Genomic DNA, 18510 nt, shown 5'->3' on the forward strand with positions numbered 1-18510 from the left:
TTTACTAACATATCAGGTGAGAAGCAATCATTTGAAAGCGCCCCTCAGCTGCGGCATTCCTGCAGGCGGATCCCGGGATCATCGCAAAAACTTGAGATAAAGCAGCGCTATCCCTTAGTCCGTTTTGCGTGTCATGGCTGTGGCCGTAGCTTTCGAAAGAACGATCATGTTTACAAGACAACTCACTGATGTAGAAAAATCTGACTTCTTCGTCGATTGGGGCAATGGCACCAGCCATCGCCTGCTGACCCAGCAGGACGGCATGGGGTTCACCGTCTGCCATACCGTCGTGCGCGCCGGCAGCGAATCACGGCTCCATTACATCAGGCATTTCGAGGCCTGCTACTGCATCGCCGGCGCGGGTGAGGTCGAGGACATGTCCGGCACCGTCCATCGCATCGAGCCGGGCACGATCTATGTGCTCGACGAACATGACGAGCATTTCCTGCGCGCGGATGCGGCCAATGACATGGTCCTGGTCAGCGTGTTCAACCCGCCATTGAAGGGCACTGAGCGGCACGTTCTTGGCCAGGACGGCGGTTCGGCCTATTGAGGCCAGGCGGAGCGACCATTGCTCGATTGGATGGCCGGATTGAAGGCCATCTCAATCGCCGGCCATGATCCGTTTTAGCGCAGGTTTGTCGCCAGCTAACAGAATCCGGAGCCGCGGGGCGCGAAAGGCGCGAAAACCGGATCGCCTTCAATGACGCAACGATCCTGCTCATCACCTAATTTTGACGGTGGTTTCTTCGAAACGAGGTGCATGATGCGGCCGAATCGTCAAAGACATTGCGTTATGCCAATGATAGGGTCCGCGATAGTCCAGGGGTCGGATAAGAAAAAACGGGCAATCTGATGGCGTGTCGGGAAAACACGCATGACCATCGAAAAATCACGTTGCAATCCGGGCTCGAAACTTTACGACTAGGGGAAATACGAAAAGGAATGCGTCTGCATGGGCGACATTCCAGGGGAGCCACAACAGCATGCAGTACTTCATCCAGCAGCTTATCAACGGGCTGACGCTGGGATCGATCTATGGGCTGATCGCAATCGGCTATACGATGGTCTACGGCATCATCGGCATGATCAATTTCGCCCATGGCGACATCTTCATGGTCGGCGCCTTCACCGCCCTCATCGTCTTCCTCATCCTCGGCGCCCTGTTCACTTCGGTGCCGATTGTGCTCGCGCTGCTGATCATGATGATCGTGGCGATGCTGCTTACCAGCCTCTACAACTGGACGATCGAAAAGGTGGCCTACCGGCCGCTGCGCGGTTCGTTCCGGCTGGCGCCGCTGATCACCGCGATCGGCATGTCGATCGCGCTGTCCAATTTCGTCCAGGTGACGCAAGGGCCGCGTAACAAGCCGGTCCCGCCGATGGTGTCCAAGGTCTTCACGATCGAGGGCGTCAGCGTGTCGCTGAAACAGATCATCATTGTCGTGGTCACCGCGATCCTGCTGGCGCTGTTCTGGTATCTCGTCAACAAGACCTCGCTTGGCCGAGCGCAGCGCGCCTGCGAGCAGGACCGCAAGATGGCGGCGCTGCTCGGCATCGATGTCGACCGTACCATTTCGATCACCTTCATCATGGGCGCCGCCCTTGCCGCCGTCGCCGGCACGCTGTTCCTGATGTATTACGGCGTGGTGGTATTTTCCGATGGATTCACGCCCGGTGTTAAGGCGTTTACCGCGGCGGTGCTCGGCGGCATCGGCTCGCTGCCCGGCGCCGTGCTCGGCGGGCTGCTGATCGGCTTCATCGAGAGCATGTGGTCGGCCTATTTCTCCATCGACTACAAGGACGTCGCCGCCTTCTCCATCCTGGCGATCGTGCTGATCTTCCTGCCGTCCGGCATTCTTGGCCGGCCAGAAGTCGAAAAGGTCTGAAATCATGGCGGTTACCGTTTCTCCGGAAAGCGACGTCGTCGCCAGCCCCGTCCAGCGCGCCTTTCGCGAGGCGCTTTATGCCGGCGCCATCGCGCTTGGCCTGTTCGTGTTGTTCATCGGCCTGAAGACCGACCAGAATATCTCCAACGAGCTGATCCTGGTGCAGCGCTGGGGTCTGCTGGCCATAGTGGTGCTCCTCACCGCCGCTGGACGTTTCCTCTATGTCGGGTTCGCACAACCCGCCCTTGAGCGCGCCAAGGCGCAAAAGGCCCAAGCTCCAGCAGTCGCGGCGCAACCCGGCTTCGTGCGCCGCAACTTCAACAAGATCGGCATAACCGTACTGTTCCTGTATCCGATCGTGATCGTTCTGCTGGTCGGCTTCCAGGGCTCGCTGAAGTGGGTCGACAATTTCGGCATCCAGATTCTGATCTATGTGATGCTGGCCTGGGGGCTGAACATCGTCATCGGTCTGGCCGGCCTGCTCGACCTCGGCTACGTCGCCTTCTATGCCGTCGGCGCCTATGCCTATGCGCTGCTCGGCACGCATTTCGGCCTGTCGTTCTGGATCCTGCTGCCGGCCGCAGGCCTGATGGCAGCGTTCTGGGGCGTGATGCTCGGTTTTCCGGTGCTGCGCCTGCGAGGGGACTATCTGGCGATCGTGACGCTGGCCTTCGGCGAGATCATCCGGCTGGTGATCATCAACTGGCGCGAGGTGACCAACGGCTCCGCCGGCATTTCCGGCATTCCGAAGGTCTCGTTCTTCGGCCTGATGTCGTTCAACGTCTCGGACCCGAACTACATCGCCAAAGTGCTGGGCATTGCCCAGTCGGGCGCCTATTACAAGATCTTCCTCTATTATCTCATCCTGCTGCTCTGTCTGCTCACCGCGTTCGTCACCATCAGGCTGCGCCGCCTGCCGGTCGGCCGCGCCTGGGAAGCGCTGCGCGAGGACGAGATCGCCTGCCGTTCGCTCGGCATCAACACCACCACCACCAAGCTCACCGCTTTCGCCACCGGCGCCATGTTCGGCGGCTTTGCCGGCTCGTTCTTCGCCGCACGGCAAGGCTTCGTCAGCCCGGAATCCTTCGTGTTCCTGGAATCGGCGATCATCCTGGCCATCGTCGTGCTCGGTGGCATGGGCTCGCTCGGAGGCATCGCGGTGGCGGCGCTGGTGATGATCGGCGGCACGGAAATCCTGCGCGAGCTGGACTTCCTCAAGGCCATATTCGGTCCTGACTTCACACCGGAGCTCTACCGCATGCTTTTGTTCGGCATGGCCATGGTCATCGTCATGTTGTGGAAGCCGCGCGGTTTCGTCGGCAGCCGTGAGCCGACAGCCTTCCTCAAGGAGAGAAGAGCGGTCTCGGGGTCCTTCACCAAAGAGGGACACGGCTGATGAGCATGAACTCGATTCAGAAGACCGATCCGTCCATGAAAGACGCCATCCTCCAGGTCGACCATCTGTCGATGAAATTCGGTGGTCTGGTCGCCATCGGCGATCTGTCTTTCCAGGCCAGGCGCGGCGAGATCACCGCACTGATCGGACCGAACGGCGCCGGCAAGACCACCGTGTTCAACTGCATCACCGGTTTCTACAAGCCGTCGGAAGGCATGATCACGCTCAACCTCAGCGGCGGCTCGAGTTTCCTGCTTGAACGGCTGCCGAACCATGAGATCCCGGCGCGCGCCAAGGTGGCGCGCACCTTCCAGAACATCCGCCTGTTCTCGGGCATGACGCTGCTGGAAAATCTTCTCGTCGCCCAGCACAACAAGCTGATGAAGGCGTCGGGTTATACGATGCTGGGCCTGTTCGGCTTCCCGAGCTACCGCAAGGCGTCGGCCGAATCGATCGACCTCGCCAAGCATTGGCTGGAGAAGGCCAATCTCGTCGACCGTGCCGACGATCCGGCCGGTGACCTGCCCTATGGTGCGCAGCGGCGCCTGGAGATCGCACGCGCCATGTGCACCGGTCCCGAGCTTTTGTGCCTCGACGAACCGGCCGCGGGCCTCAATCCGAAGGAATCGGCGGCACTCAACGATCTGTTGATGGACATCAGGAACAGCACCTCGATCCTCTTGATCGAACACGACATGTCGGTGGTCATGCAGATTTCCGACCATGTCGTGGTGCTGGAATACGGACGCAAGATCTCCGACGGCAGTCCGCAATCGGTGCGGACCGATCCGCGCGTCATCGCCGCCTATCTCGGTGTCGATGACGAAGAGGTCGAGACGGTGCTGACCGAGGTCGGTGACGAAGCCGTCATCGAGCAGTTGGACACCGGTCCCGACAAGGCGCACGGGTCCGACATGTCGTCGTCGATGATGGCCGGCCCGGTGACCGACACGATCGGCCACAGTGAGGGCGAACGCGTCACCGTGTCGAAAGGCGCCTCCAAGGCAGAGCAGGTCGATGCAAAGGCCAACTTGCCAAGAAAGTCGTCCGAGCGAGCCACGGCCAAGCCGACCGGGAAGTCCTCGACAACCAAGCCGCGCGGAGGACGCAAATAATGGCCGCCAATACGCTGCTCGATATCAAGGGCGTCCAGACCTTTTACGGCAATATCCGGGCGCTGAACGGCGTCGATGTCGCCGTCAACGAGGGTGAGATCGTCGCGCTGATCGGCGCCAACGGCGCCGGCAAGTCGACGCTGATGATGACCATCTTTGGCGCGCCTCGCGCCCGCGCCGGCACCATCACCTTCGCCGGCACCGACATCACCCAGATGCCGACCCACGAGATTGCGCGCATGCGCATCGCGCAGTCGCCGGAGGGACGCCGCATCTTCCCGCGCATGACGGTGATGGAAAACCTGCAGATGGGCGCCAGCCTCGACAACCTCAAGCATTATGACGAGGACGTCGAGAAGGTGTTCACGCTGTTCCCGCGCCTCAAGGAGCGCATCGCCCAGCGCGGCGGCACGCTGTCGGGCGGCGAGCAGCAGATGCTGTCGATCGGGCGCGCGCTCATGGCGCGGCCGAAGCTGCTTTTGCTCGACGAACCGTCGCTGGGCCTGGCGCCGCTGATCGTCAAACAGATATTCGACGCCATCCGCGAACTGAACCGCACGCAAGGGTTGACCGTGTTCCTGGTCGAGCAGAACGCCTTTGGCGCGCTGAAGCTCGCCACCCGCGGCTATGTCATGGTCAACGGCAACGTGACGATGAGCGGCACCGGCAAGGAACTGCTCGCCAATCCGGAAGTGCGCGCCGCCTATCTCGAAGGCGGCCACCACTGAGTTTGGAGCGGAATGCGTGCATCCGGTATTCCGCTCCAAGTTGTTTGTTTGTCGCATGATATTTGTCCGAAAAGTCTGCAACTTTTCGGGACCATGCTAGGGAGTCATCATCATGCAGGGCATTCTCTACGAGGAACCCTCGATCTGGCAGTTCTTCTTCGTCACCTGCCTGCTCGGCGGCTGGGCGGCATGGATGACCGGCAAGGCCAGTGCCCAAACATGGCGCAGCTTCATCCAGCTGTTCGCCTACATGCTCGGCCTCGGCATCGGCATCAGGTTCATCCATCACGCGCTGTTCGGCGGCACGATGTTTTCGCTGCATTACTACATCGTCGACACCATCGTGCTGCTGATATTGGGCTTCATCGGCTATCAATACACGCGCACCAACCAGATGGTGACGCAGTATAATTGGCTCTACGAACGAGCGTCGCTTTTGAGCTGGAAACCGAAGGGCTGACGTTCATCATTAACGCCGTTCCGGGGATGAATCGGCGTGACAAGTGCCTGAAAATCGGCAAAGTAAACTTTCTGCGAGCAAGAGTGGGCATCGCATGAAAGCATCATCCACGCCCACTCGGTAAATGGGAGCGTTATATGAAAAAGTCACTTTTGTCCGCCGTCGCCCTGACCGCGCTTGTCGCGTTCAGCGGTAACGCGTGGGCTGACATCCTGATCGGCGTCGCCGGTCCGATCACCGGCCCGAACGCAGCGTTCGGTGCCCAGTTGCAGAAGGGCGCCGAGCAGGCGGCCGCCGACATCAACGCGGCCGGTGGCATCAACGGCCAGCAGGTCAAGCTCGAAGTCGGCGACGACGTGTCGGATCCGAAGCAGGGCATCTCGGTTGCCAACAAGTTCGTCGCTGACGGCGTCAAATATGTTGTCGGCCACTTCAACTCGGGCGTCACCATCCCGGCATCGGAAGTCTATGCCGAGAACGGCATTCTCGTCATCACGCCTTCGGCGACCAACCCGCAGCTGACCGAGCGCGGCCTGTGGAACACGTTCCGCACCTGCGGACGCGACGATCAGCAGGGCAAGGTTGCCGGCGACTATCTCGCCGCGCACTTCAAGGATGGCAAGATCGCGGTCATCCATGACAAGACGCCTTATGGCCAGGGCCTCGCCGACGAAACCAAGAAGGCGCTCAATGGCAACGGCCTGACCGAAGTCTTGTATGAAGGCATCAATGTCGGCGACAAGGACTTCTCGGCCCTCATCGCCAAGATGAAGGACGCCGGTGTCAACGTCGTCTACTACGGCGGCCTGCATACCGAGTTCGGCCTTATCGAGCGCCAGGCGGCTGACCAGGGCCTCAAGGTCCAGTTCATGTCGGGCGACGGCATCGTGTCGAACGAACTGGCTTCGATCGCCGGCGACGCCGTCGATGGCACGCTGATGACGTTCGCTCCCGATCCGCGCAAGAACCCGAACGCTAAGGAACTCGTCGAGAAGTTCCGCGCCGCCGGTTTCGAGCCTGAGGCCTACACGCTTTACTCCTACGCCGCCCTGCAGATCGTCGCCGCCGCCGCCGCCAAGGTCGGCTCGTCGGACGACGCGCAGAAGGTTGCCGCAGAGATCAAGGCGAGTGGCCCCTGGAAGACCGCTATCGGCGACATCGGCTATGACGCCAAGGGCGACATCACCCGCCCCGACTACGTTATCTATAACTGGAAGAAGGGTGACGACGGCAAGTACACCTACTTCGAGCAATAAGCCGACAAACGTCTGAAATCGGAAAATGCCCGGCGCGCTGCGCCGGGCATTTTTCATGTCTGGTACGACCCCTTGCAAAACCCGAAATCGAGCCTCGATGCGGCGGGCGAAGGGCATCCGCCCGGATCGCAAATCGGAGGCTGCCGACGCGTCCAGGCAAATGCATGCCGCTTTCACGCGAAGAATCGATTTAAATCGGTTTAATCGCCTCCTGATTTTGTTTGCACTGCAGCATTTTCGCGTTAATCATTGCCTTTAGCCCCCATCCCCTCGTGTCTGGAGCCCAGTCCTTGGCAATCACGAAGATCCTTGTCGCCAATCGGTCCGAAATCGCCATCCGCGTCTTTCGCGCGGCCAACGAACTCGGCCTCAAAACCGTGGCGATCTGGGCAGAGGAAGACAAATATTCGCTGCACCGCTTCAAGGCCGACGAAAGCTACCAGGTCGGGCGCGGACCGCATCTGACCCGCGACATGGGGCCGATCGAAAGCTACCTGTCGATCGAGGAAGTGATCCGCGTCGCCAGGCTTTCGGGCGCCGATGCGATCCATCCAGGCTACGGCCTGTTGTCCGAAAGCCCCGAATTCGCCGACGCCTGCGCCGAGGCCGGCATCACCTTCATCGGGCCGAAGCCGGACACGATGCGCCGGCTTGGCAACAAGGTCGCGGCGCGCAACCTCGCCATCGAGGTCGGCGTGCCGGTGATCCCCGCCACCGATCCGTTGCCGGATGACATGGAGGCGGTCAAGAAACTGGCCAAGGAGATCGGCTACCCGGTGATGCTGAAGGCATCGTGGGGTGGCGGCGGCCGCGGCATGCGCGCCATTCGCGCCGAAGCCGACCTTGCCCGCGAGGTCACGGAAGGCAAGCGCGAGGCGAAAGCCGCCTTCGGCAAGGACGAGGTCTATCTCGAAAAGCTGATCGAGCGCGCCCGCCATGTCGAGGTGCAGGTGCTGGGCGACCGCCAAGGCAACGCCGTGCATCTGTTCGAGCGCGACTGTTCGATCCAGCGCCGCAACCAGAAGGTGGTCGAGCGGGCGCCGGCACCCTATCTCGAAATGTCGCAACGCGAGGAGCTGTGCGGCTACGCGCTGAAGATCGCCCGCGAGACGGCCTATATCGGCGCCGGCACGGTCGAGTTCCTGCAGGATGCCGACACCGGCAAGTTCTACTTCATCGAGGTGAACCCGCGCATCCAGGTCGAGCACACCGTCACCGAACAGGTGACCGGCATCGACATCGTCAAGGCGCAGATCCACATCCTCGACGGTTTTGCCATCGGCACGCCGGAATCGGGGGTGCCGGCGCAGAAGGACATCAGGCTGAACGGCCATGCCCTGCAGTGCCGCATCACCACGGAAGACCCCGAGCACAATTTCATCCCCGACTATGGCCGCATCACCGCCTATCGCGGCGCCACCGGTTTCGGCATCCGCCTCGATGGCGGCACCGCCTATTCGGGCGCGGTCATCACCCGCTTCTATGATCCGCTGCTGGAGAAGGTGACGGCATGGGCGCCGACGCCGGCCGAGACCATCGCCCGCATGAACCGGGCGCTGCGCGAGTTCCGCATCCGCGGCGTCGCGACCAATCTCACCTTCCTCGAGGCGATCATCAATCACCCGAGTTTTGCCGACAATTCCTACACCACCAAGTTCATCGACACGACGCCGGAGCTGTTCCAGCAGGTCAAGCGGCAGGACCGCGCCACCAAGCTGCTCAACTATCTGGCCGATGTCTCGGTCAACGGCCATCCTGAGACACGCGGCCGGCCGAAGCCGAAGGCCGATGCGGCGGCACCTGTGGTGCCCTATCTCAACGGCAATGTGCCAGGCGGCAGCAAGCAGAAGCTCGACGCGCTCGGGCCGGAAAAATTCGCTGGCTGGATGCGCGCGCAAAAAGAGGTGCTGGTCACCGACACGACGATGCGCGACGGGCATCAGTCGCTGCTGGCAACGCGCATGCGCACGCATGACATCGCCGGCATTGCCGGCACCTACGCGCGAGCCTTGCCGCAGCTTTTGTCACTGGAATGCTGGGGCGGCGCCACCTTTGACGTCGCCATGCGCTTTCTCACCGAAGACCCATGGGAGCGGCTGTCGCTGGTGCGCGAAGCCGCACCCAATCTGCTGCTGCAGATGCTTTTGCGTGGCGCCAATGGCGTCGGCTACACCAACTATCCCGACAATGTCGTGCAGCATTTCGTCAAGCAGGCAGCTGCCGGCGGCATCGACCTGTTTCGCGTCTTCGACTGCCTGAACTGGGTCGAAAACATGCGCGTCGCCATGGATGCGGTTGGCGCCGAGGGCAAGCTGTGTGAGGCGGCGATCTGCTACACCGGCGACATCCTCGATCCGGCGCGGGCCAAATACGATCTCAAATATTATGTCGGGCTGGCCAGGGAATTGCAGGCGGCCGGTGCTCACATCATCGCCGTCAAGGATATGGCCGGACTATTGAAGCCGGCTGCGGCCCGCGTGCTGTTCAAGGCGCTGCGCGAGGCGAGCGACCTGCCGATCCATTTCCACACCCACGATACGTCGGGCCTGTCGGCGGCGACGGTGCTGGCGGCGGTGGAGAGCGGCGTCGACGCCATCGACGCGGCGATGGATTCGCTGTCGGGCAACACCTCGCAACCATGCCTGGGCTCGATCGTCGAGGCGCTGAAGGGCACCGAGCGCGATCCCGGCCTCGATCCGCTATGGATCCGGAAAATCTCGTTCTACTGGGAGGCGGTGCGCAACCAGTACGCTGCCTTCGAAAGCGACCTCAAGGGTCCGGCCTCGGAAGTCTATCTGCACGAAATGCCGGGCGGGCAGTTCACCAATCTGAAGGAGCAGGCGCGCTCGCTCGGGCTGGAGACGCGCTGGCACGAGGTGGCGCAGACCTATCACGACGTCAACCTGATGTTCGGCGACATCGTCAAGGTGACGCCGTCGTCCAAGGTCGTCGGCGACATGGCGCTGATGATGGTGAGCCAGGACCTGACCGTCGCCGATGTCGAGAACCCCAGCAAGGACATCGCCTTCCCGGACTCGGTTGTGTCGATGCTGCGCGGCGATCTCGGCCAGTCGCCCGGCGGCTGGCCGGAGGCGCTGCAGAAGAAGGTGTTGAAGGGCGACAAGCCGATCACGGTCAGGCCGGGCTCGCTGCTGAAAGCCGCCGATCTCAAGGCGAGCCGCAAGGAGATCGAGGAGAAGCTCGAGCGCAAGCTGTCAGAATTCGAATTCGCCTCGTGGCTGATGTATCCAAAAGTGTTTGCCGACTTCGCCGGCGCGCAGGAGACCTACGGGCCGGTCAGCGTGCTGCCGACGCCGACCTATTTTTACGGCATGAAGTCGGAAGACGAGATCTTTGTCGACATCGAGAAGGGCAAGACGCTGGTGGTGCGCTGCCTGGCCATCGGCGATGTCGACGAGAAGGGCATGGTCACCGTGTTCTTCGAGCTCAACGGCCAGCCGCGCCGCATCAAGGTGCCGGACCGGGCGCATGGCGCTTCCGCCGCCAAGGCGCGGCGCAAGGCCGAGCCCGGCAATGAAGCGCATGTCGGCGCGCCGATGCCGGGCGTGGTCTCCGCACTTGCGGTTGCCGCCGGTCAGGCGGTCAAGGCCGGCGACGTGCTGCTGTCGATCGAAGCCATGAAAATGGAGACGGCGCTGCATGCCGAGCGCGACGGCACGATCGCCGAGGTGCTGGTCAAGGCCGGCGACCAGATCGATGCGAAGGATCTGTTGATCGCGTTCAATTGACGCGCCGATCGATCGCTCTGGGGACGGCTGGCAGCAGCCGTTCACGAAGCGCCGATAATGTCTTGACCCGCCGCGCCCGCTCGGGCATCGAACCCGCTCCATTTCGCCGCGCCAGAATCGCGGCGCTTAAAAAGAAGCGGAGAAGAAAAATGGCCGACGACATCACCGATACCAGCCAGACTGTTGCCGCCGGCCAGTTGCGCGCCTTCATCGAGCGCATCGAGCGGCTCGAGGAAGAGAAGAAGACCATTTCCGATGACATCAAGGAAGTGTTCGCCGAGGCCAAGGGCACCGGCTTCGACACCAAGGCGATGCGGTCGATTATCCGGCTGCGCAAGAAGGACCAGGCCGAGCGGCAGGAAGAGGAAACCATCCTCGATCTCTACAAGGCCGCGCTCGGCATGGTGTAAGAGACTGTCTGGAAATTCTACTCCGGCGGCCATCTGACGGCGTTTTCTGCGCTTCCGTTGCTCACGGACCAAATGTCCGCTGCGCTACGGTTCTCGAAACCACCGCCATATGACTCGCCAGAGCGAATTTCGAAAACAGTCTCGGGCCGAGCATGATGCTGGAGCGGGCCATGAGCGAATTCGACTTCGGCGCCCGCCGCGCCTCTGAATTTCGCCAACGCAGCTTCTGGACGCTGTTCGCGGAACGGCATCCGGAAGAACGGCCTCTAATGGCGCGGCGCGGGCCCTGGTTCTGGCAGCGCGGGTTGCCCGATTTCGCCCTGGTGCTTTCCATGTATGTCGCTCCGGCGCAGAACCATGTCGGCGTCTTCTTCGGCCGCAACGAGAAGTTCGGCGCTACAGAATCCTGGTCGCGGCTGAAGCCGTTCCAGGCGGCGATCGAAGACAGGCTGAAGCTCAGGCCGGAACAGAGTTGCGAGGGCCTCGGCATCAATTCGATGTGGCGGGTCAACTGCTTTGCCGAGGACAATTGGCCGGCGATGGCCGACTGGCTGGTGACGGAATGCTCACGCATCGAGCGGGTCGTCACCGACGTGCTGGGACAGAGCAAGATATGATATCCGCCGTCGGATCGTTCTTCCGCTCGCGCTGGCAAGGCCTGGTGCCGCTCGACCGGCTGTTCTGGCGCGACCTGGCCTTTATCGGCACCGCGATCAACATCGCCTCGACGGTGGCGGCACTCATCCTGCTCGGGCTGAGGCTGCCGCTGGCACTGGTTCTGGCGGTGCATTTTTCGCCGGTGCCCTACAACATCTTCCTGACCCTTGCCGTCTGGCGAACCGCTGAGAAGGCCGCTGGCGCCAAGGCTTCGGCGATGATGCTCGGTTCCGCGCTATGGCTGATCCTGACGGCCGTCGTCTAAATCAAAGCAATCGTTGAACGAAAAAGGGCGGCCGGAGCCGCCCTTCGCTAGGCGATAAAAGAGCTTCGGCTTACGCGGCCGGCTCGAATTTCAACGCGACGCCGTTGATGCAATAGCGCAGGCCGGTCGGCGGCGGGCCGTCGTCGAAGACGTGGCCGAGATGGCTGCCGCAGCGGGCGCAGTGGCATTCGGTGCGGACCATGCCGTAGCTGCGGTCGACGGTGTTCTCGACCGAACCCGGGACCGGATCGTTGAAGCTCGGCCAGCCGGTGCCGCTCTCGAACTTCAGCTTGGATTCGAACAAGGGCTGGTCGCAGCCGACACAGGAAAAGGTGCCGGCGCGCTTTTCGTAGAGCAGGGCGCAGCTTCCCGGCCGCTCGGTGCCATGGTCGCGCATCACCGCATATTGCTCAGGCGTCAGCCGGGCGCGCCATTCGGCGTCGGTGCGGGTGACGGGATAGGTGTGGGTGTCCATTTGATCTCCTCAGCCTTGCCGGCTCGTTGTTGATTGCAACCTCATGTTCGCACCAACATAGGCATTTGTTACGCGTCTGCCCAGATTCAGGCGAGGCCGGCCTGCAAATGGCTGATACCTGCGCTTCCGGTGCTCACGTACTGCAAGTACGCTCCGGTTCTCGCACGCCGTCATTTTCGACTCGGCCTGACCTGAATCTTGGCCGCCCAGCCGCAAGTCAATGTTTCCTTGAAAGCTGCTTCGTCGCGCCCTCCAGACCGGCGAGCGTCAGCGGAAACATGCGGCCGCCGAAGATGTCGCGGATCATCGCGATCGAATGGGTAAAGCCCCAATTCTTCTGGTTTTCCGGATTGAGCCATACCGCGTTTGGCCAGTGCTGCAGCAGGCGGCCGAGCCAGACCACGCCGGCCTCCGGGTTCCAGTGCTCGACTGAGCCGCCGGGATGCGCGATCTCATAGGGGCTCATCGAGGCATCGCCGACGACGATCACCTTATAGTCCGGGCCGTATTTGTGGAGCAGGTCGAAGGTGGGGATGGTCTCCGCGTGGCGGCGGCGATTGTCCTTCCACACGCCCTCGTAGAGGCAATTGTGGAAGTAAAAATATTCGAGCTGGCGGAACTCGGCGCGGGCGGCCGAAAACAATTCCTCGACGGTTTTGATGTGATCGTCCATCGAGCCGCCGACATCGAAGAACATCAACAGCTTCACCGCATTGCGCCGCTCGGGCCGCGTCTGCACGTCGAGATAGCCATGCTCGGCGGTGGCATGGATGGTGCCGGGCAGGTCGAATTCTTCCTCAGCGCCTTCGCGCACCCAGCGGCGTAAGCGCTTCAGCGCGATCTTGATGTTGCGGGTGCCGAGCTCGACGGCATCGTCGAAGTTTTTGAACTCGCGCTTGTCCCAGACCTTGACCGCGCGGCGATTGCGGCTTTCATGCTGGCCGATGCGCACCCCTTCGGGGTTGTAGCCATAGGCGCCGAAGGGCGAGGTGCCGCCGGTGCCGATCCATTTGGAGCCGCCCTGGTGGCGGCCTTTTTGTTCCTCGAGCCGCTGCTTCAAGATCTCCATCAGCTTTTCGAAACCGCCCAGCGCCTCGACCAGTTTTTTCTCCTCGTCGGTCAGGTGCTTTTCGGCAAGGCGGCGCAGCCATTCCTCGGGAATATTGGCGACGTCCACCGCATCCGGCCCATCCAGCGCTTCAATGCCCTTGAAGACATGCGCAAAGACCTGGTCGAAACGGTCGATATGGCGCTCGTCCTTCACCAGGGCAGTGCGGGCCAGGTAGTAAAAACCCTCGACGTCATAGTCGACCAGTCCCGCTTCCAGCCCTTCCAGCAGCGACAGATATTCCCGGAGCGAAACGGGAACCCGCGCGGCCTTCAGTTCGAGGAAGAAGGGGATGAACATGGTCTTGTCTACATCAAATCATATTCGATAAAGCCGGTCCGCCGTGCGACATGATCGTAGAGCTTGCGCGCGGTGGTGTTGGTCTCGTGGGTCATCCAGTAGACGTTCTTGACGCCGATCTTGGCCGCTTCCTGCTTCACCGCTTCGATGAGAGCGGCGCCGATGCCTTTGCCGCGCACATCGGGGTCGGCGAACAGGTCCTGCAGATAGCAGTTGTTTTTCTCGGACCAGCCGGAGCGGTGGTAGAGATAGTGGGTGAGACCCACGGCCTTGCCGTCGAGCGTGGCGATGAAGCCCTTTGGCTCGAACTCACCTTCCGTGAACAGCCGCTTCCAGGTGATGGCGTAGACCTCTTGCGGCAGCACCGTCTCGTAGAAAGTCAAGTAGGCGGTCCACAGCCGCTGCCAGTCGGCATGATCGAACTGCGCCAGTGGGCGGACGGTGATCTCGGTCATTTCATTTTCCTCCGAAGCTTCATGCCCGAGGCTGCCTTGATGCCAGGTTGCCCGCAACCGTCCACAGCAGGGGAAAACCCTATTACTGCCGTCCTACCCCTGCCTTCTCGCCATAAAAGCCAGGCGCTCGAACAGGTGCACGTCCTGCTCGTTCTTCAACAGCGCGCCGTGCAGCTTGGGCAGCGCGTTTTTTGGGTCGGCGCGCAGATCCTCCGGCGCGATGTCGTCGGCCACCAACAGCCGGATCCAGTCCAACGCTTCGGAGGTTGACGGCTTCTTCTTCAGGCCGGGGACGTCGCGGATTTCGTAGAACTGGGTCAGCGCGGCGCGCACCAGATTCTGCTTGATGCCTGGATAGTGGACGTCGACGATTTTGTGCAGCGTCTCGACGTCGGGAAAGCGGATGTAGTGGAAGAAGCAGCGGCGCAGAAAAGCGTCCGGAAGTTCCTTCTCATTGTTGGAGGTGATGATGACGATCGGCCTCACCATGGCGCGGATCGTCTCGCCGGTCTCGTAGACGAAGAACTCCATCCGGTCGAGTTCCTGCAAAAGGTCGTTGGGGAACTCGATGTCGGCCTTGTCGATCTCGTCGATCAAAAGCACGACCTTCTTGCCGGCGGCGAAGGCTTCCCAAAGCTTGCCGCGCTTGATGTAGTTCCTGATGTCGTTGAACCTGTTATCGCCGAGCTGGCTGTCGCGCAGCCGCGACACGGCATCATATTCATAGAGGCCCTGCTGCGCCCGCGTCGTCGACTTGACGTGCCATTCGATCAGGTCGAGGCCGAGTGCGGATGCCACTTGCCTGGCAAGTTCGGTCTTGCCGGTGCCGGGCTCGCCCTTGACCAGCAAGGGCCGCTCCAGCGCGATTGCCGCGTTGACCGCCACCATCAGGTCCTTGTCGGCGACATAGGCCGCCGTGCCTTCGAAACGCATTTTTGCTCCTTGGTTCATCGGGGGACCCTAAGGAGACGGCTTTGGCTGTGCAAGGCTGCGACGAAGCTGCCGTGAAACCTCGTGCCGCCAACTCCGTTGCTTTGTCAGGTCCAACCTCGGACCGAGGGACGACAGAGTTGAAAGAAAAGACATTCGGCAAGGCAGCGCTGCAAGTCGCTGTCGCGGGGCTGGCGGCGACGCCGGTGCTGGTCGGCCTCGAAGGCATGGTTTCGGGACCGCAGTTCCTGCATGTTACGGCACCTTGGCCGGTCGATCTCGACAGCCATTTCCGTTTCCTCTCCGGTTTCTTCCTCGCCGTCGGCATCGCCTGGTACAGCTGCATTCCCGGCATCGAGACCAAGACCGAACGGTTTCGCCTGCTTGCCGCCTGCACCTTCAGTGGCGGGTTGGCGCGGCTTTTCTCGCTGCTGGTGGCCGGTGCGCCGTCGGCGGGCCACATCGCCGGGCTCTGCGTCGAACTGCTGGCCATGCCGGCGCTGGTCTGGTGGCAGGGGCGGGTCGCGAATAATGCGGCCGAGAATGTCTTGGCATCTGGTCTATAGGCGGCAAGAGGCCTATATCAGGGTCGACGGTCTGCGCTTCCCGGCAGGAGAACATTTTCCCCGGGGCCTTAATGATCCCTAGGGAGCTGTCCCTGGGAAGACCCGTGGGTTTTCTCATACGGCGCCCACCTACTTTGTAGGTTCCCGGGATCGCTCTCTCCACCGGTTGTGTGGATCGTCACTCAAACGCTTTGGATCCACTGACATTCCGGTGGATCATGCGGTAGAAAACGTCGCTCCTGACACTCCGCCCAAATCCGACCTTTTCTACCTTGGCTCCATGACCTCTCCGAAAGACCTGAAAAAGCATCTCCGCAAGGAAGCACTCGGCCGCCGCGATGCGCTCGATGAGTTCTGGCGGGTGGAGGCGGCTCTCGAAATGGCCGAGACGGCGCGCGATCATCTCGCTGTCGAACCGGGACAGATCGTCTCCGGCTTCTGGCCGATGCGCTCGGAAGTCGACGTGCGGCCGCTGATGTTTGCCTTGCGTGAGCAAGGAGCAAGGCTTTGCCTGCCGGCCATTCTCGACAAGACCACCATCGTCTTTCGCGAATTGGTGCGCGGCGCGCCGATGGTCGAGATGGGATTCGGCACGGTCGGGCCACATGAAGAGGCCGAGGTGCTCGATCCCGCGGTGATGCTGGTGCCGCTCGCTGCCTTTGACGCGCGCGGCCACCGCATCGGCTATGGCGCAGGCTACTATGATCGCGCCATCGCCAAGCTGGTGGACAAAGGGCGTCCGCCGCGACTGATCGGCATCGCCTTCGATTGCCAGGAAGTGGCGCTGGTGCCGGACGAGCCGCATGACGTGGTCATCCCGGAAATACTCACCGAGAGCGGGTTGCGCCGGTTCTCGCCAAAATTGTAGATAGATTATCTTTCAGACGCATGATCCTTTCCAAGGGTCCATGCAGCTTTTCAGGACCTAGATGAGACTTCTCTTTCTTGGCGATATGGTCGGCAAATCGGGGCGCACGGCAGTGTGGGAACAGCTGCCCGGCCTGATCTCGGATTTCAAACTCGATTTCGTCATTGTCAATGGCGAGAATGCCGCCGGCGGCTTCGGCATCACCGAAGACATCTTTCGCGACACGATCGCGGCCGGCGCCGATGTCGTCACCACCGGCAACCATGTCTGGGATCAGCGCGATGCGCTGGTTTTCGCGCCGCGCGAGGAACGCTTCTTGCGCCCGTCGAATTTCCCAAAGGGCACGCCGGGGCGCGGCTCCGGCGTCTACATCGCCAAAAATGGCGCACGCGTGCTGGTCGCCAACATCATGGGCCGGGTGTTCATGCATCCCGAGCTCGACGATCCGTTCCAGGCCGGTGAGCGCGAACTCGCCGCCTGCCCGCTCGGCGAACAGGCCGATGCGGCGGTCATCGATTTTCACGCGGAAGCGACTTCGGAGAAAATGTGTTTTGCGCATTTCGTCGATGGTCGCGCCAGCCTCGTCGTCGGCACCCACACGCACCAGCCGACCGCCGACCACCAGATCCTCAATGGCGGCACCGGCTATCTGTCCGACGCCGGCATGTGCGGCGACTATGATTCCTCGCTCGGCATGGACAAGGAAGAACCGCTCAACCGGTTCCTGTCGAAAGTGCCGAAAGGCCGGTTCGAGGCGGCGACCGGACCGGCGACATTGTGCGGCGTCGGCGTCGACATTTCCGACCGCACTGGCCTCGCCGAGAAGATCGCGCCGTTTCGCCGCGGGCCACGGCTGGAGGAAACCGCGCCGTCCTTCTGGTCGTGACATTGATATGGGTGCAGGCAGTACCTAACTGCCGGCCAACCGCGACACTGCTCTAGATCGTTAAAGAGGGGACGACCTCCATGCAGCTCATCGAATTCCTGGCGCCGCATTTTGCCTTCGTCAACGATCCGACCGCCTGGATCGCGCTGCTGACGCTGGTGGTGCTGGAGATCGTGCTCGGCATCGACAATCTGATCTTCATCTCGATCCTCACCAACAAATTGCCGGAGGCGCAGCGGGCCCGCGCCCGGCGGCTCGGCATTTCGGCGGCGCTGGTCATGCGGCTGGTGCTGCTTGCCACCATCTCGATCATTGTCCAGCTGACGACGCCGGTGTTCACCGCCTTCGGCCACGGCCTTTCCTGGCGCGACCTGATTCTGATCGCCGGCGGCCTGTTCCTGGTCTGGAAGGCAACCAAGGAAATCCACCACACGGTCGATCTCGACGATCACCAGGATTCAATGATGGGCGAGACGCTGCAGCTTTCGCTCGCCGGCGCGATCTTCCAGATCCTGCTGCTTGACCTCGTCTTCTCGATCGATTCGATCATCACTGCTGTCGGCATGACCGACGAGATCGCCATCATGTACATCGCGGTGATCGTGGCGGTGAGCGTGATGATGCTGGCGGCCGCGCCGCTGGCCAATTTCATCGCCAAGAACCCGACCATCGTCATGCTGGCGCTGGGCTTCCTGTTGATGATTGGCATGACGCTGATTGCCGACGGCATGGGCTATCATGTGCCCAAGGGTTACATCTACGCCGCCATGGGCTTTTCGGCGCTGGTCGAAGGCCTCAACATGCTGGCGCGCAAACGCAAGAAGTCCAAGTCCGGCGGCCACTAGCCTCGGAAAAGCGACAATCCTGGACACGCGCGCCGCATATACGGCGCGGCTGGACGAATTGAGCCGATTTATCTATAAGCCGGCCATTCCGACAGAGAGCGACGTTGCGTCCATCCGGACGCATCAGGGCGTTCTAGATTTTGAATTTGAGC

At 61.7% G+C, this 18510-nt stretch carries 19 protein-coding genes and 1 other RNA gene; 16 read left to right on the top strand and 4 right to left on the bottom strand.

Going from position 1 to position 18510, the window contains the following annotated elements; all coding sequences use genetic code 11:
* Window positions 1-166: 166 nt before the first annotated feature.
* The 11 genes from AC1DXN_RS13835 (at window position 167) to AC1DXN_RS13885 (ending at window position 11925) form a co-directional block, all read left to right on the top strand.
* Window positions 167-553 carry an ectoine synthase gene (locus tag AC1DXN_RS13835; RefSeq protein ID WP_477246032.1) on the top strand — a complete coding sequence of 129 codons (387 nt, stop codon included), beginning with the start codon at window positions 167-169 and terminating at the stop codon, window positions 551-553.
* Between the two features lie 433 nt (window positions 554-986).
* Window positions 987-1889: a branched-chain amino acid ABC transporter permease gene (locus tag AC1DXN_RS13840; protein ID WP_477246033.1), complete on the top strand. Its 903-nt coding sequence runs from the start codon at window positions 987-989 to the stop codon at window positions 1887-1889.
* Between the two features lie 4 nt (window positions 1890-1893).
* Window positions 1894-3285 carry a high-affinity branched-chain amino acid ABC transporter permease LivM gene (gene livM, locus AC1DXN_RS13845; protein ID WP_477246035.1) on the top strand — a complete coding sequence of 464 codons (1392 nt, stop codon included), beginning with the start codon at window positions 1894-1896 and terminating at the stop codon, window positions 3283-3285.
* The gene (locus tag AC1DXN_RS13850) at window positions 3285-4400 is read left to right on the top strand and encodes an ABC transporter ATP-binding protein (RefSeq protein ID WP_477270602.1); all 1116 of its coding nucleotides are present in this window, start codon (window positions 3285-3287) and stop codon (window positions 4398-4400) included. Before livM ends, AC1DXN_RS13850 begins: the two co-directional genes overlap by 1 nt.
* Window positions 4400-5128: an ABC transporter ATP-binding protein gene (locus AC1DXN_RS13855; RefSeq protein ID WP_477246039.1), complete on the top strand. Its 729-nt coding sequence runs from the start codon at window positions 4400-4402 to the stop codon at window positions 5126-5128. The genes AC1DXN_RS13850 and AC1DXN_RS13855 overlap by 1 nt, the downstream gene beginning before the upstream one ends.
* A gap of 112 nt (window positions 5129-5240) precedes the next feature.
* Window positions 5241-5588 carry a DUF6867 family protein gene (locus AC1DXN_RS13860; RefSeq protein WP_477246041.1) on the top strand — a complete coding sequence of 116 codons (348 nt, stop codon included), beginning with the start codon at window positions 5241-5243 and terminating at the stop codon, window positions 5586-5588.
* A 137-nt stretch (window positions 5589-5725) separates the two neighbouring features.
* Entirely contained in the window at window positions 5726-6844 is a 1119-nt protein-coding gene (locus tag AC1DXN_RS13865; protein ID WP_477246042.1) for a branched-chain amino acid ABC transporter substrate-binding protein, read from the top strand.
* 290 nt (window positions 6845-7134) lie between these two features.
* On the top strand, window positions 7135-10593 hold the full coding sequence (gene pyc / locus AC1DXN_RS13870; RefSeq protein WP_477270604.1) for a pyruvate carboxylase: 3459 nt from the start codon (window positions 7135-7137) through the stop codon (window positions 10591-10593).
* 149 nt (window positions 10594-10742) lie between these two features.
* Complete coding sequence (locus tag AC1DXN_RS13875; RefSeq protein WP_477246046.1) at window positions 10743-11003, top strand: DUF2312 domain-containing protein; 261 nt, start codon at window positions 10743-10745, stop codon at window positions 11001-11003.
* A gap of 170 nt (window positions 11004-11173) precedes the next feature.
* A complete protein-coding gene (locus AC1DXN_RS13880; RefSeq protein WP_477270606.1) occupies window positions 11174-11620 on the top strand; it encodes a hypothetical protein in 447 nt (148 codons plus the stop codon).
* A complete protein-coding gene (locus tag AC1DXN_RS13885) occupies window positions 11617-11925 on the top strand; it encodes a hypothetical protein (RefSeq protein ID WP_477270608.1) in 309 nt (102 codons plus the stop codon). Before AC1DXN_RS13880 ends, AC1DXN_RS13885 begins: the two co-directional genes overlap by 4 nt.
* A gap of 70 nt (window positions 11926-11995) precedes the next feature.
* On the opposite strand, the gene msrB is transcribed toward AC1DXN_RS13885, so the two are convergent.
* The 4 genes from msrB to AC1DXN_RS13905 all read right to left on the bottom strand — a co-directional run bounded on the left by msrB (window position 11996) and on the right by AC1DXN_RS13905 (window position 15196).
* Window positions 11996-12400: a peptide-methionine (R)-S-oxide reductase MsrB gene (msrB, locus tag AC1DXN_RS13890; RefSeq protein WP_477270610.1), complete on the bottom strand. Its 405-nt coding sequence runs from the start codon at window positions 12398-12400 to the stop codon at window positions 11996-11998.
* A 217-nt stretch (window positions 12401-12617) separates the two neighbouring features.
* Window positions 12618-13808, bottom strand: coding sequence for a vWA domain-containing protein (locus tag AC1DXN_RS13895; RefSeq protein ID WP_477270612.1), 1191 nt, complete (start codon window positions 13806-13808; stop codon window positions 12618-12620).
* Between the two features lie 8 nt (window positions 13809-13816).
* Complete coding sequence (locus AC1DXN_RS13900; protein WP_477270614.1) at window positions 13817-14263, bottom strand: N-acetyltransferase family protein; 447 nt, start codon at window positions 14261-14263, stop codon at window positions 13817-13819.
* 93 nt (window positions 14264-14356) lie between these two features.
* A complete protein-coding gene (locus AC1DXN_RS13905; RefSeq protein ID WP_477270616.1) occupies window positions 14357-15196 on the bottom strand; it encodes an AAA family ATPase in 840 nt (279 codons plus the stop codon).
* Between the two features lie 137 nt (window positions 15197-15333).
* Between AC1DXN_RS13905 and AC1DXN_RS13910 the strand changes: the two genes are divergently transcribed.
* The 5 genes from AC1DXN_RS13910 to AC1DXN_RS13930 all read left to right on the top strand — a co-directional run bounded on the left by AC1DXN_RS13910 (window position 15334) and on the right by AC1DXN_RS13930 (window position 18358).
* Window positions 15334-15759, top strand: a complete 426-nt coding sequence (locus AC1DXN_RS13910; RefSeq protein ID WP_477270618.1) for a DUF4345 domain-containing protein — start codon at window positions 15334-15336, stop codon at window positions 15757-15759.
* Between the two features lie 25 nt (window positions 15760-15784).
* Window positions 15785-15940: non-coding RNA, 6S RNA (gene ssrS / locus AC1DXN_RS13915), on the top strand.
* A gap of 99 nt (window positions 15941-16039) precedes the next feature.
* Entirely contained in the window at window positions 16040-16627 is a 588-nt protein-coding gene (locus AC1DXN_RS13920; protein ID WP_477270620.1) for a 5-formyltetrahydrofolate cyclo-ligase, read from the top strand.
* Window positions 16628-16688: 61 nt separating this feature from the next.
* Window positions 16689-17513: a TIGR00282 family metallophosphoesterase gene (locus AC1DXN_RS13925; protein WP_477270622.1), complete on the top strand. Its 825-nt coding sequence runs from the start codon at window positions 16689-16691 to the stop codon at window positions 17511-17513.
* Between the two features lie 80 nt (window positions 17514-17593).
* Window positions 17594-18358: a TerC family protein gene (locus tag AC1DXN_RS13930; protein WP_477270624.1), complete on the top strand. Its 765-nt coding sequence runs from the start codon at window positions 17594-17596 to the stop codon at window positions 18356-18358.
* The last annotated feature ends 152 nt before the right edge of the window (window positions 18359-18510 follow it).

Source organism: Mesorhizobium sp. P2_H9, assembly GCF_056403215.1.